The organism is Pseudomonas sp. FP818 (assembly GCF_030687335.1).
Taxonomy (GTDB): Bacteria; Pseudomonadota; Gammaproteobacteria; order Pseudomonadales; family Pseudomonadaceae; genus Aquipseudomonas; species Aquipseudomonas shahriarae.
Genome location: NZ_CP117427.1, coordinates 3,736,528 through 3,748,844 on the forward strand (window position 1 = coordinate 3,736,528; position 12,317 = coordinate 3,748,844).

Here is a 12,317-nt window from a genome sequence, read left to right on the forward strand (position 1 = left end):
ACCGGAGGGCGGCGCCTATCTGAGGTAACCGCATGAAAACCGAAATGATCACCCTGAAGCACGGCGACGTGTCTATCAAGATGCCATCCAGTGCCCTGGCAAAACTGGCGATTGCCAGCGTGTTCGCCCAGGTGCTTCCGCCGGCGGCGAACGTTCAACCGGTAGCGCCTTCCACTATTCCGGAAATCGGCCAACCGTGGCCTGGCCAGGGCGGGCTCAATGGCGGTTTCGTTCATGCCCGCGGTGACGTGCCAGAGCACTACCTGATCATCGCCGCCAAGGACGTTGGCGACCACGAGTGGGGCGGTCGTGGAGTCGAGGTGAAAGGCCTCAGCAAGACTGACGGCTACATCAACACCCAAGTGCTGATCGGAAACGACGACGAGCGAAAACATCCCGCTGCCGATGCCTGCGCCGAGTACCAGGCTGATGGTCATCATGACTTCTACTTGCCGGCCGCCGCAGAGCTGTATCAGGGCTGGCTGAACTGCCCTGAGGTGTTCGCCCAGGATTGCTACTACTGGTCGAGTTCGCAGCGCTCAGCCTACTACGCCTTCTACATGTACTTCGATGGTGGCAATCAGGACTACGACGCCAAGGACGACGAGCTCCGTGTCCGCCCCGTCCGCAGATTGTTTATTTGATCCTTTAACCATTCGTTCTTGATCCGGCACACCAGGGCGCACAGCGCCTTTTTTGTTGCCTTCGAAAAGAGGAAGCATCATGTCCGCAGTTGAGAAAGCAGCACCAGCAGTAACCACCCCCGCAATCGGTCAGGCCTACGGCGGCGGTTTCGTCACCGGCATTACCCGCGACCCGGCCACCGGCAAGCGCTCCCTGCACATCACCGCCGGCGCCGAACATGAACTGGTCGGCAAGTGGGGCGAGTACGGCGTCAAGATCGAAGGTGCCGACAGCTTCACCGATAGCCTGGCCAACACCCAGGCAATGGCGGCGGCGGGCAGCGAGCTTGCAGCGAAGATGCAGTCCCTGAGCATTGGCGGTTACAGCGACTGGGCGATCCCGGCGCGCGATGTGCAGGAGCTGCAGTACCGCCACTTCAAGCCGACCACCGAAGAGAACTGGGCGAATTCGCGCAATGGCGACAACCCAAACAGCGAGCCTGTAGGCCTGCTGTACAGTGAAGAAGAACCGGTGCAGACCATCCACACCGCGTTCCAGGAAGGCGGCGCTGAAGCGTTCCGCGACACCTGGTACTGGTCGAGTTCGCAGCGCTCAGCCCTCAGCGCATTCTTCATGCTCTTCGATGATGGCGGTCAGACCAGCCTCGGCAAGTTCAACGAGCTCCGTGTCCGCCCCGTCCGCAGCGAATTTATTGATTAATTCGCTTATTTAATCCGGCCGCTTGCGGCCGGTTGCTCTTGGAGAGCGAGCCACATGGCAATGCATACGGAACTTGCGATCTACAAGGCTTCAATGGGGCTGCTGCACATGGCCACAACGATGACCCGGAACATCCCCCGCGACCTGAAGCAGTCACTCGGCAAGCGAGTGATCGACGAATGCATCGAAGTGCTGATGCTGATTGCCCGTGCCAACGCAACTCAGGACAAGCGGCCACACCTGACCCTGCTGGTCGAGAAAGTGCAAGTGGTCGAGTTCCTGATGCGACTCTTCAAAGACAACCGCTTCATCAGCATCCCGCAACACGCCCAGGCAATTGAGGTAACGGCCTCAATAGGCAAGCAAGCAAACGCCTGGAAACGCTCCACCCCAACCGCGCCCGCTACCTGAAGGTTACGGCTTTCTGGTCTGTGCGAATTGAATCTGGTCGTGCCGCTGACCCCTGGGTCACCGCCATGCGCACAAGAGATACCGCCGGTCTAAAGCGTCCGGGCAGGTCTTGCGCAGTTTCCTTGCTGATCGGCTCTGCCTTCGGCCTGGCGACGTAGATAGCACGATAGGTCGCAGCGCTCAGCCAACAACGCATTCAACATGAACTTCGATGATGGCAATCAGAACAACAACGACAAGAACAACGAGCTCCGTGTCCGCCCCGTCCGCAGATTCGACTTTGGGCCCCTACCCGTTTCAGGATCTGGTCCAGGCTTACTACGACTGCCGGCGTACCAAGCGCAACAGCGACAGCGCGCTGGCTTTCGAGATAGACCTGGAGCGGAACCTGATCCAACTGCACGACGACCTGATTGCCGGCACATACCGGCCAGGCCGATCCATCTGTTTCGTGGTCACCCGACCGAAAGCCCGGGAAGTCTGGGCGGCAGACTTTCGGGACCGCGTCGTCCACCACCTGCTGTACAACCATGTGGCCCCGCGCTTCTACGCCAGCTTCATAGCGGACAGTTGTGCATGCATTCCAGGGCGCGGCACGCTGTACGCCGCAACCCGGCTTGAGTCGAAGATCCGCAGCGCCAGCGAAAACTGGTCAAAGCCGATCTTCTACCTCAAGTGCGACCTGGCCAACTTCTTTGTAGCCATTGACAAGGCGGTGCTGCGCAAGCAACTGGCTGCCAAGATCACGGAACCGTGGTGGCTGGCCCTGGCCACGCATATCCTCATGCACGACCCACGAGAGAACTACGAGACGCGCAGCCCAGCCCACCTGTTCAACCGGGTGCCGCAACACAAGCGGCTGGTTGCGCAGCCCGCGCACCTCGGCCTGCCGATCGGCAACCTATCATCGCAGTTCTTTGCAAACGTCTACCTGGACGCTCTCGACCAGTTCGCCAAGCACCAGCTGCGGGCCAAGCACTACATCCGGTACGTCGACGACTTCGTGTTCCTGCATGAGTCGCCGCAGCAGCTCAACCAGTGGCTGGCCGAGGTGGAAGCGTTCTTGCCCAGGCTCGGCGCCAAGCTCAACCCGACCAAGACCATCCTGCAACCCGTGGATCGCGGCGTGGACTTCGTCGGGCATGTGATCAAGCCCTGGCGGCGCACCACCCGCAAGCGGTCACTGGCTCAAGCACTGAAGCGAACGGCCGCAGCACCGGCAGAGGATCTGCGCGAGACCGCCAACAGCTACTTCGGCCTACTCAGCCAGGCCAGCCACAGCGAGAAAGACCGCGCAGCACTGGCAAACGTCGTGCTGAAGCGCGGCAATACGGTCAACGCAGCGCTGACGAAGACTTGCCAGAAGTGCGATGCTCCGGCCCGTAGGCGAGATCACGCCACCGCGCAAGGTCAGCAATCAGCTTTAGCCCCAGGCGCACCTCAACCTCAAGCCTTTCCTCGGGGAGGCTGAGTAGCCGAACCACCTCATCGCCTATCAGGCGTACCGCTTCCACATCAACTTCCGCACTCATAGCTGCCACCGCTTGGTTTGTGCCGAGTGGAAATCAATAGACCAAATTAACGAATCACGCCAGCCGGCGAGGCAGGCCCACGCTTGGAGATAACCCATGAGCACCTTTGCAGTGTTTGGAATGACCCTCGATGTCGCCAAGACCGAGGCCCGCAAGAAGACGGCTGGCACCCGCAAGAACGTTAAGGCGCCGGGCGGCGTCGAGCCTATCCCTGAAGCTGAATGGCTAGAGCTGGTCGCCAAGCGCACCGAGAAGATTATGGGGGGGGGGTACGGTTCGCCAGCTCTCACCGCTCTTCGACGCCCCGCAGTACGCCGAACAGTTCATTGAGCTGGCCCGCAAGACGCTGAGATGCCGCGACATGCAGATCAGGGCCAAGGCCGTGCTGGTGGATGCCAAGGGCAAACCAATCATCAACCCGAAAACAAAGGCGCCCCGTGTGGGGTTTTCCGAGTGGCCGCCGAAGCAGCAAGACCAGGCCGCTTAGTTATGCCGGCCGGCTGGAGAAGCAATGTCCGCTTACTACAACGAGTTTGACCCATACGCCGCCCAGTGGCTGCGAAACCTTATTGAGGCCGGCCACATTGCGCCAGGCATCGTTGACGAAAGGAGCATCGAAGATGTCCACCCAAGCGACCTGCGCGGCTTCACTCAATGCCACTTCTTTGCAGGGCTCGGCGGCTGGTCAATTGCGCTTCGGCGTGCCGGCTGGCCAGATGATCGACCTATTTGGACCGGTTCCTGTCCTTGCCAACCTTTCAGCGCGACAGGCGCTGGAGCTGGGTTTGAGGACCCAAGGCACCTGTGGCCGTCTTTCTCTTGGCTCATCAAACAGCGCAAGCCTCCAGTTGTTACTGGAGAGCAGGTTGCGAGCAAGATTGTCGAGCCTTGGGTCGACCTTGTACACGCTGATATGGAAGCCATGGGTTACGCCTTTGGGGCCATCGCGTTTCCGTCTGCGGGCGTCGGCGCGCCGCACATCAGAGACCGTGTGTACTGGTTGGGTCACACCGACCACGAGGGATCACAAGGACACCCCGGGAATGGTGGCCCAGAGGGACGGGGCCGATCGCAACGACCAGCTACCAAGACAGGCTTACCTGTGCGGATGGCCAACACCCACGGCAAGCCTTGCCAGCAAGGGAGTCAGATCGTCGGAGGGAGGGATTCGGGAGGCGATGCGCAACCACGGACCGGATCTGGCGGCAGTAGTTTGTTTATCGGGCTGGCCAACGCCAATGGCGGACTGCAACCGGGGGGCGAGCGCTGCGGAGGCTTTGAGGTCTCACCGGCCGAGCGGCCACAAGGTTCAGAAGAGGCTTCAGGATGTAGCGGCGATCGCGGGCCCGGCCCGGTTAACGGTTTATGGGCAGATTCTGACTGGCTCTTCTGCCGGGATGGAAAGTGGCGGCCAGTTGAGCCCGGAACATCCCCGCTGGCTCATGGGATATCCGGCCGAGTGGGACGCCTGCGCGCCTACGGAAACGCCATCAATGTTGAAGCGGCGACGCAATTCATAGCTGCCTACCTCGAAACATAACCCCCCACACTCCACCGCCCGGGCATGGCCCGGCAAGGACTCCCCATGCCTACAGTAAACAAAACCATCGGCCAGCAGCGCCTGGACCGGATCATCGCTGCGAATGAATTCCTCAGGGTGATCGCCAACTGCGGCCGGTGCTTCTTTCGTAACAAGGGCGCTGGGCACGATGCATACCTCGCTCTCAATGGCCGCCGCAACATCGTCTGGCTGTTCGATGACTACACCGGGGCCCGCATCAACGTTACGAGAGAAGGCCCGTGGGATGGCTTCTCGCACGGCGGCACACTGAAGAGCCTGGCCGGGTCTATCGGTGCGTTCGTACTCACTGGCAAGACGATGCGATACGGGTATTTCCAACCCGTGATGGATAACGGTTTCGAGAATCCGTGGGGCTATGGCGACGACATATTGATTGTTCGCGATGAAGGCGTGCGCCTTGGCTTGATCCGCAAGCCGGAAGAGCAAAAGGAGGCCGCATGAAGCGCATCTACCTCAGCGGCCCCATGACCGGCCTGCCCGGCCTCAACTTCGCCGCCTTCCACTCCATGACCACCAACCTGCGCGCCGGCGGACACACCGTCACCAACCCCGCCGAACTGAACCCAGACGGCGGCACCTGGAACGACTGCATGCGCCGCGACATTGCAGCCCTGATGGACTGCGACACCGTGGCCACCCTGCCCGGCTGGCAAGAATCGAAAGGCGCCCAGCTCGAAGTCCTGATTGCCCAGCACCTCGGCATGACGGTTGTGAATGCCCATGATCTGGTAACGAGGGAGGCTGTATGAGCCGATTCTGTTTTTGTAACTGCCCTGCTGGCTTCTCCGCTGCCCCTGAGCGACATGCCCCAGACTGCCCTGGTCGATCCGGCGCAGGCAAGACACGGACTCCAGTGCCAGCCACCACTCCGGCGCTGAAGGTGACCGCCGCCGAAGAACTGGACGCAGTGCTGCACTGGCGTGGCAAGCACTCGATCGCGGTCAGGGAGCGTGATGGCCTTCAGTTAAGCCTGAACACGGCAGATCAAACCATTGATGATCTCAGCGCAGCTGTTTCCCGGCGCACGAAGCGGGTTCGAGATCTGGAAGCGCAGCTGGCCTACGCCGTGGACGCCCTCAATGAGGTGGTCAAGGCCTCAGCTATGTACGAAAGGCCATTTGAAATTGCGACCTTGGCTATCGGTGAAATGTCTGCCGTCATAGAACAGCCCGCGCCGGTAGCGGTGAATAGTCAGGCGATGACCGAACTGCGCTGGATCTTCGATTCGAACAAAGGCGCTGACGGAACCTTGGTGATCAGCAAGAAACTCGCCGCACAAATCCTCAACCCCTCTCTGTAACCCCTCCCCCTTCAAAGTCAGCCGCTATAGCGGCAAGGACGAAGTCATGCCTGAACAAAAGATTACGTTCGTCAACAGCGAGCCAGCCAAGTGCGGCTGCAATATGGAATTCAGCTCTGGCGGCGGGCACTACTCCGACGTGGTTTACGTCACTCCCTGCGAGGCGCACAGCGGCAGCAAGCCGTTCGGACCGGTCGAGGTGAAGCGCGATGCGGATGGCTGGTGGTATCACCCGAACATTCCGAGCTTTGGCGAGGGCGAGGACCCGGCGCCCTACATTTCCTGGGTCAAGGAACAGGGGCTGGAGCTGAAAGGCTGGCACTCTGGCGACGAGATCGAGGATCTACCTGACGAGGATGCAGCGTGCACCGCCTGGATTCCCAAATCGCCAGGGCCTGAGTGGTTCTTGATGGGGATCTTCGATACGGATGACGGCCCGTATGTTCAGTGGGCGCGCAGGGAGGTGACGCCGTGAGCCAGATCAAAGAACGCCCCATCCTGTTCTCGGCGCCGATGGTGCGCGCCATCCTGGAAGGCCGGAAGACGGTGACGCGGCGGGCAATCAAGGTTCAGCCGCATATCGATGCCAGTGGCAATTTCTGCGTAGGCAGCTCCAACTACGGCCAGGACGGTTACGGCAAACCTGTGACCAAGCACTTCGTCAACGGCTGCTGCCCCTATGGCAAGCCCGGCGACCGGCTGTGGGTGCGCGAGACCTTCGCCTTGCTCGGCAACGAAGACGGCTGCTGTATCGACTGGCAAGACAACTTGGTCAAAGGCGACGAGCGCGGCGCGGCACGGATCTACCGGGCAAGCTGTCCGACGGGCGACTACGGGCTTAATCAGATCCCAGCGAAGGCGGAATGGAAGCCAGATACTGAAGCCATGGAGTATGACGGCGCATGGCGCCCCAGCATCCACATGCCCCGCTGGGCCAGCCGCATCCTGCTGGAGATCACCGACGTGCGCGTCGAGCGGTTGCAGGACGGCGAAGGCGAGACAGCCTTCGAAAGCCGCTACATCGCCGAAGGCATCAACCGAATCCATCAGGGCGACGGTGATTACGCTTTCCACCCATTCAAATCCGAGCCTGGCCCAGGCAGTTGGACTGATCCTTTCGACGCCTGGCGCGAATTGTGGGTGGGTATCAACGGCGCCGAGTCGTGGAACGCCAACCCTTGGGTCTGGGTGGTCGAGTTCAAGCGGGTGACGCCATGAGCGATTCCCCGAAGAGTCTCGGCTGGATGGACCACGGAAAGACAGATTGCGGCCTCTTGGTAATGAGTCGATGGGATAGCCCGGATCGCGATGACAACGCCAAAGACCTGCAGCGCTTTGTGAAAGATGTGAAGCGAAGCGGGCTCAACCACTCCCGCATTGAGCGCTGCGAAGGCGATCAATTCCCGGAATGGGTTGGCGAGCTCCATTGCGACGATACGCAATGCCAGTGCCGACGTTTCCTTCGCATCAAACAAGCCTAACCCCAATCCCCCTAAATGCCTGCCGGTGAGCGAACTCAGGGTAACTGGCTGTCGATCCATCGTTCCGCAGCTGCCATCGCATCACCCAGTGCCGCCGGATAATCAGGCCATGGACCCGTCAGCTCGGCGGCGACTTCCCCCAACCCAGCAACGGCTGCCGGCTCGATGATTCTCGCAAATGCGGGTACGTCATCGTTTGGTCGCCTCCATTCGAACTTGAGAAACAACGTATGCCCTCGATAGGCGTGAACAACTGGAACATCGAGATTGTGTGACACGCGCCCTCCCTGACACATGAGCAAGTTGAACAGTATTTGTAGCTCTTTTTCGCACCCGTCGCCATCGAGGCACTTCGCTATCAACTTCTGCTGCCCAGAGCGGCAAGGACACCCCATGTACGCAACGAAACTCACCCTGCTCCTGACGGCCATCGTGTTGTACGTGGCGGGGTCCACGTTCTGGTTTTTCTGGCAGGTGCCGGAGCTGCTCTCCACCGGTACCGACCAACACCTGATCGCAGCATTCGCCGGCACCATCGCCTGGATGCTGCTCACCTTCGGTTTCATCATCCACATCATCAAGACAGCGCGGCCTACAGCGGGCGCAAGGAGAGAGTCATGAACAGAGCAGAAAACATTGATCGCTTCCTACGCCTCGATGAGGTGCTTCACACAACCGGCCTGGGCCGCAATACTGTTTATAGAAGGATCAGGGAGGGCACCTTCCCAAAACAGGTTAGAATAGGCCCAAACTCGGTCGCCTGGCGCCAGTCAGTCATTGCTGAATGGATGGCTGCAACAACCCCCAGCGAAGACCAATCAGTACATTGATCAGTACACCAGCAACCGAAACCCTCATACACCCCGCCAAAATCAAGCCTTACAGGTCATACCGTGGAAATTTTCAAAGAGTTTACATTCGAGTCCGCCCACCGCCTGCCCCACGTCCCCGAAGGCCACAAATGCGGGCGCCTGCACGGCCACTCCTTCAAGGTGGCCATCCACCTGAGCGGCGACCTCGATCCGCATACCGGCTGGATCCGTGATTTCTCGGAGATCAAGGCGATTTTCAAGCCGCTCTATGAGCGCCTCGACCACAACTACCTCAACGACATCCCCGGCCTGGAAAACCCTACCAGCGAAGTACTGGCCAAGTGGATCTGGAATGAGCTGAAGCCGTTGTTGCCGGAACTCAGCGCCATTCGTATCCATGAGACCTGCACCAGTGGCTGTATTTATCGCGGTGAATAAAGCACCTCTACAAAACCGAGGGGACACCTCCCTCGCCATGGATTGCTCCATCCCTGGCTTGCCCTCGACGATAGCAGCGAATAAAACCAGGTTTTGAAGCAAACCAAGGAACCACACCATGGAATCCACCTGGCTGGCACAGGCCAAGCGTTTGCAGGCACTGGCCTCTACCGGGCTGCACTTTTGCACGGATGACTTCGAGCGCGAACGCCTGGAAGAGATCGCCCATATTGCCCACAGCATGCTCGCGCAATTGGGGCAAGTGCCTCTGGAGCGCATTACCGGCCTGGTTTCGGACTTCGCCCAGCGTTATTCAACGCCGATGATTGATGTACGTGGCGCGCTGATTGAAGGCGACCGGATCCTACTGGTGCGCGAAGCAACGGATGGCTGCTGGGCATTGCCGGGTGGCTACGCCGATATCGGGTTATCCGCTGCGGAAAACATCATCAAGGAACTTCGCGAAGAGGCCGGGTTGAGCGTTACCGCACGGGCGCTGTACAGCGTGACCCACAAAGCCAAGGGCCTGTATCGGCCTGACGTACGCGACTTCTACAAGTTGTACTTCCTTTGCGAACGCACCGACCAGGCCGCCCCCGTGGCAGGCTTTGAAACCACCGACGTCGGCTTCTTCAGCCTCGACAACCTGCCGCCCCTGTCACGCGGCCGCACCATCGAAAGTGATCTTGAAGCAGCCTTCGCCTTTCACCGTGGGGAAATCACCCAGACCCTGTTCGACTGACACCCTGGACCGGTGATCCCATTTGTATCACCGCCGCACCACTTTAGTGCCGGGCTGGGCACAACCCACAAGCCATTCCGCCTCCCTGCCCTACCCACCCCCAAATATTGTGCAACCTGCACAGTGCTCACCGTGCACCCATCACTGCCCGACAGTTGGCACGGGCGCTGCAACAGGCCCTGCGTCACTCACAGGGGAACGGCACATGACGCAGAACGAACCGGGCAACGATTACCCTCTCAGCGAAGTGCCCATGCATGCACGCAAGGGCCTTGGCTCCACGGCCATGGTGTTGCTGGGCTTCACCTTTTTTACCGCGACCATGTTTGCTGGCGGCAAGCTGGGGGTGGCCTTCAGTTTTACCCAGATGCTCGGGGTCGTGGCCCTGGGTAACCTGCTGTTGGGTATCTACGCCGCAGGCCTGGGGTACATCGCCTTCAAGAGCGGCTTGAACTCGGTGCTGATGGGGCGTTTCTGCTTTGGCGAAGTGGGCAGCAAGTTGAGTGACCTGATCCTGGGTTTCACCCAGATTGGCTGGTACGCCTGGGGCACCGCCACGGCGGCCGTGGTGCTGGGCAAGTATTTCGAGTTGAGCCAAGGCAGCGTACTGGCACTGATGGTGTTGTTCGGCCTGGCGTTCTGCGCCACGGCCTACGTGGGCTATCGGGGGCTGGAAATTCTCTCTTACATTGCAGTCCCGGCCATGGGCCTGCTGTTGTTGCTGTCGATGTGGGTGGCCACGGTAAAAGTCGGCGGGCTGGAAGGTTTGCTCGCCGTGGTGCCCAGCAGTGAGTTGGATTTGTCCACGGCCATTACCCTGGTGTTTGGCACCTTTGTCAGCGGTGCCACCCAGGCCACCAACTGGACGCGCTTTTCCCGCTCGGCCAAGGTGGCGGTGCTGGCCAGCCTGATCGGCTTTTTTGTCGGCAACGGCCTGATGGTGCTGATCGGTGCCTACGGCGCCATCGTCTATCAGCAACCGGATGTGGTGGAGGTGTTGCTGCTGCAAGGTTTCGCCATGGCGGCGATGGCCATGCTGCTGCTCAATATCTGGAGTACCCAGGACAACACCATCTACAACTTTGCCGTCGCCGGCTGCAACCTGCTGCGCACCAGGCGCCGCAAGACCGTGACCCTGGTCGGCGCGGTGATAGGCACCCTGCTTGCCTTGCTGGGCATGTACGACATGCTGGTGCCCTACCTGATTTTGCTGGGCACAGTGATCCCACCGATTGGCGGGGTGATCATGGCCGACTTTTTCTATCGCTACCGCGGCCACTATCCACGGCTGGCAGATGTGCGATTGCCGGCCTTCAATTGGCCGGGGCTGATTGCCTATGCCGTGGGTACGGTGCTGGCCTTCAGCTCGCCGTGGGTCGCGCCACTGGTGGGGATTATCGCTGCGGCCGCTACCTACATCGCGCTCACCGCCGTCCTGCGGGTGCGGGTGCCATCGGCTGACGCCCAGGCATGAGCCTGACGGTGGCGGATGTACTGGCCCTGCCGGGGCTGGAGTGCATGAGCCTGCGGGCGGGTAGCGCAGGCCTGGATAATGGCGTGCGCTGGCCTTATGTAGCCGAGAACAGCGGTATTGCCGAGTGGGTGCTGGGCGGCGAACTGGTGTTCGTCACCGGCATCAACCATCCCCGTGACGAGGCCAACCTTTTGCGCTTGCTCGACGAAGCCTGCGCGCGGCAAGTCGCCGGCCTGGTAATCCTGACCGGGCCGGCTTACATCCAGGCAATCCCCCCTGGACTGCTGGAAGCTGCCGACGCCGTCGGCATGCCGCTGATCGAACAGCCTTATTCCCTGAAGATGGTCCTGGTGACCCAGGCCATCGGCTCCGCGCTGATCGAGGCCGAGCAACTCGGACGCTCACGGCATGAGGTGCTGGAGCGCCTGTTGGCGGGCGACTATCAGTCCCTCGACCTGCTGCTGCATCGCGCCAGCCAGCTGGGCATGCCGCTGGACGGGGATTGGCAGGTGGTGCAGTTGCAACTGGACGGTGGCGAGGCGCTATTTGCGCAAACCGTGGCCGCGGACGCCGAAGCTCAGTTGGCCCGCCAGCACGATGGCATTACTCGCCGATTGCGCCAGTTCGCCGCCGAGCATCCTTCGCGTCTGCCCGTGCTCGGCAGGGCTGGGCAGTGGACCTTGCTGCTGCCCGCCGGTGACAACCGGCAACGCCTGGCAAACTGGCTCAAGCCCCTGAACCTGCGCCTGGCCCCGCTGAAGCTGTGCATCGGCTTGAGCGCGGCAAAACATCCGCCAGCCGGCCTGGCCCAGGCCCTGGATGAAGCGCGCCAGGCGCTGGCGGTCGCCCGGCGCTTTGGTGAACATGCCGGTATCTGTGTCTACGATGAACTCGGGGTGCTGAAGCTACTGAGCGCAGTGCGCGATCGCGGGTTGCTCGACCAGTTTCTCCAGGAACGCCTGGGGCCCCTGCTGCGCCATGATCAACGTCACGGCCCGAGCCTGATGCCGACCCTGCAAGCGTGGTTCCTGGACAATGGTAACCTTGTGGCTGCTGCCCTGCGGTTGGCGGTCCACCGCAACACCCTGACCCATCGCGTCCAGCGCATCGAGGCCCTGTGCGGGCTGTCGCTGGACAACCCCAATGACCGTCTGGACATCGGCGTCGCGCTGATGATCTGGCGGCTGTCTGCCTGATTGCT

At 60.8% G+C, this 12,317-nt stretch carries 21 protein-coding genes; 19 read left to right on the forward strand and 2 right to left on the reverse strand.

What is annotated here, in order from left to right; all coding sequences use genetic code 11:
• Window positions 1–32: 32 nt before the first annotated feature.
• From PSH80_RS16770 to PSH80_RS16795, 6 genes are all read left to right on the forward strand, one after another.
• Complete coding sequence (locus tag PSH80_RS16770) at window positions 33–644, forward strand: DUF1566 domain-containing protein (RefSeq protein WP_305417585.1); 612 nt, start codon at window positions 33–35, stop codon at window positions 642–644.
• Between the two features lie 79 nt (window positions 645–723).
• Window positions 724–1,344, forward strand: a complete 621-nt coding sequence (locus PSH80_RS16775) for a DUF1566 domain-containing protein (protein ID WP_305417587.1) — start codon at window positions 724–726, stop codon at window positions 1,342–1,344.
• A gap of 54 nt (window positions 1,345–1,398) precedes the next feature.
• On the forward strand, window positions 1,399–1,755 hold the full coding sequence (locus PSH80_RS16780) for a four helix bundle protein (protein ID WP_092235990.1): 357 nt from the start codon (window positions 1,399–1,401) through the stop codon (window positions 1,753–1,755).
• A gap of 211 nt (window positions 1,756–1,966) precedes the next feature.
• Window positions 1,967–3,226 carry an RNA-directed DNA polymerase gene (locus tag PSH80_RS16785; protein ID WP_305417589.1) on the forward strand — a complete coding sequence of 420 codons (1,260 nt, stop codon included), beginning with the start codon at window positions 1,967–1,969 and terminating at the stop codon, window positions 3,224–3,226.
• Window positions 3,227–3,383: 157 nt separating this feature from the next.
• Window positions 3,384–3,617, forward strand: a complete 234-nt coding sequence (locus tag PSH80_RS16790; RefSeq protein ID WP_305417591.1) for a hypothetical protein — start codon at window positions 3,384–3,386, stop codon at window positions 3,615–3,617.
• A gap of 31 nt (window positions 3,618–3,648) precedes the next feature.
• Window positions 3,649–3,774 (forward strand): hypothetical protein, encoded by a 126-nt coding sequence (locus PSH80_RS16795; protein ID WP_273507579.1) that lies wholly within the window; start codon window positions 3,649–3,651, stop codon window positions 3,772–3,774.
• Here PSH80_RS16795 and PSH80_RS16800 read toward each other — a convergent pair whose 3' ends face one another.
• Window positions 3,775–3,942 (reverse strand): hypothetical protein, encoded by a 168-nt coding sequence (locus PSH80_RS16800; protein ID WP_305420675.1) that lies wholly within the window; start codon window positions 3,940–3,942, stop codon window positions 3,775–3,777.
• 72 nt (window positions 3,943–4,014) lie between these two features.
• Between PSH80_RS16800 and PSH80_RS16805 the strand changes: the two genes are divergently transcribed.
• The 7 genes from PSH80_RS16805 (at window position 4,015) to PSH80_RS16835 (ending at window position 7,650) form a co-directional block, all read left to right on the forward strand.
• Window positions 4,015–4,827, forward strand: coding sequence for a DNA cytosine methyltransferase (locus tag PSH80_RS16805; RefSeq protein ID WP_305420613.1), 813 nt, complete (start codon window positions 4,015–4,017; stop codon window positions 4,825–4,827).
• A gap of 45 nt (window positions 4,828–4,872) precedes the next feature.
• Window positions 4,873–5,310 carry a hypothetical protein gene (locus PSH80_RS16810; RefSeq protein WP_305417596.1) on the forward strand — a complete coding sequence of 146 codons (438 nt, stop codon included), beginning with the start codon at window positions 4,873–4,875 and terminating at the stop codon, window positions 5,308–5,310.
• A complete protein-coding gene (locus PSH80_RS16815) occupies window positions 5,307–5,618 on the forward strand; it encodes a DUF4406 domain-containing protein (RefSeq protein ID WP_154906925.1) in 312 nt (103 codons plus the stop codon). The genes PSH80_RS16810 and PSH80_RS16815 overlap by 4 nt, the downstream gene beginning before the upstream one ends.
• 131 nt (window positions 5,619–5,749) lie before the next feature.
• Window positions 5,750–6,169, forward strand: coding sequence for a hypothetical protein (locus PSH80_RS16820; protein WP_305417598.1), 420 nt, complete (start codon window positions 5,750–5,752; stop codon window positions 6,167–6,169).
• A gap of 46 nt (window positions 6,170–6,215) precedes the next feature.
• Window positions 6,216–6,644 (forward strand): hypothetical protein, encoded by a 429-nt coding sequence (locus tag PSH80_RS16825; RefSeq protein ID WP_305417600.1) that lies wholly within the window; start codon window positions 6,216–6,218, stop codon window positions 6,642–6,644.
• A complete protein-coding gene (locus PSH80_RS16830; protein WP_305417602.1) occupies window positions 6,641–7,387 on the forward strand; it encodes a morphogenetic protein in 747 nt (248 codons plus the stop codon). The genes PSH80_RS16825 and PSH80_RS16830 overlap by 4 nt, the downstream gene beginning before the upstream one ends.
• A complete protein-coding gene (locus tag PSH80_RS16835; protein WP_143007568.1) occupies window positions 7,384–7,650 on the forward strand; it encodes a hypothetical protein in 267 nt (88 codons plus the stop codon). The genes PSH80_RS16830 and PSH80_RS16835 overlap by 4 nt, the downstream gene beginning before the upstream one ends.
• A gap of 35 nt (window positions 7,651–7,685) precedes the next feature.
• Here PSH80_RS16835 and PSH80_RS16840 read toward each other — a convergent pair whose 3' ends face one another.
• Window positions 7,686–7,928 carry a hypothetical protein gene (locus PSH80_RS16840; protein ID WP_060772936.1) on the reverse strand — a complete coding sequence of 81 codons (243 nt, stop codon included), beginning with the start codon at window positions 7,926–7,928 and terminating at the stop codon, window positions 7,686–7,688.
• A 115-nt stretch (window positions 7,929–8,043) separates the two neighbouring features.
• Between PSH80_RS16840 and PSH80_RS16845 the strand changes: the two genes are divergently transcribed.
• From PSH80_RS16845 to PSH80_RS16870, 6 genes are all read left to right on the forward strand, one after another.
• Complete coding sequence (locus PSH80_RS16845; RefSeq protein WP_076964339.1) at window positions 8,044–8,271, forward strand: hypothetical protein; 228 nt, start codon at window positions 8,044–8,046, stop codon at window positions 8,269–8,271.
• Window positions 8,268–8,480, forward strand: coding sequence for an AlpA family transcriptional regulator (locus tag PSH80_RS16850; RefSeq protein WP_060772666.1), 213 nt, complete (start codon window positions 8,268–8,270; stop codon window positions 8,478–8,480). The genes PSH80_RS16845 and PSH80_RS16850 overlap by 4 nt, the downstream gene beginning before the upstream one ends.
• Before the next feature lie 63 nt (window positions 8,481–8,543).
• Window positions 8,544–8,900, forward strand: a complete 357-nt coding sequence (gene queD, locus PSH80_RS16855) for a 6-carboxytetrahydropterin synthase QueD (protein ID WP_003190259.1) — start codon at window positions 8,544–8,546, stop codon at window positions 8,898–8,900.
• A 118-nt stretch (window positions 8,901–9,018) separates the two neighbouring features.
• Window positions 9,019–9,642: an NUDIX hydrolase gene (locus PSH80_RS16860; RefSeq protein WP_057959087.1), complete on the forward strand. Its 624-nt coding sequence runs from the start codon at window positions 9,019–9,021 to the stop codon at window positions 9,640–9,642.
• A 205-nt stretch (window positions 9,643–9,847) separates the two neighbouring features.
• Window positions 9,848–11,116 (forward strand): cytosine permease, encoded by a 1,269-nt coding sequence (codB, locus tag PSH80_RS16865; protein WP_057959086.1) that lies wholly within the window; start codon window positions 9,848–9,850, stop codon window positions 11,114–11,116.
• Window positions 11,113–12,312: a PucR family transcriptional regulator gene (locus PSH80_RS16870; RefSeq protein ID WP_120733554.1), complete on the forward strand. Its 1,200-nt coding sequence runs from the start codon at window positions 11,113–11,115 to the stop codon at window positions 12,310–12,312. The genes codB and PSH80_RS16870 overlap by 4 nt, the downstream gene beginning before the upstream one ends.
• Window positions 12,313–12,317 lie beyond the last annotated feature (5 nt).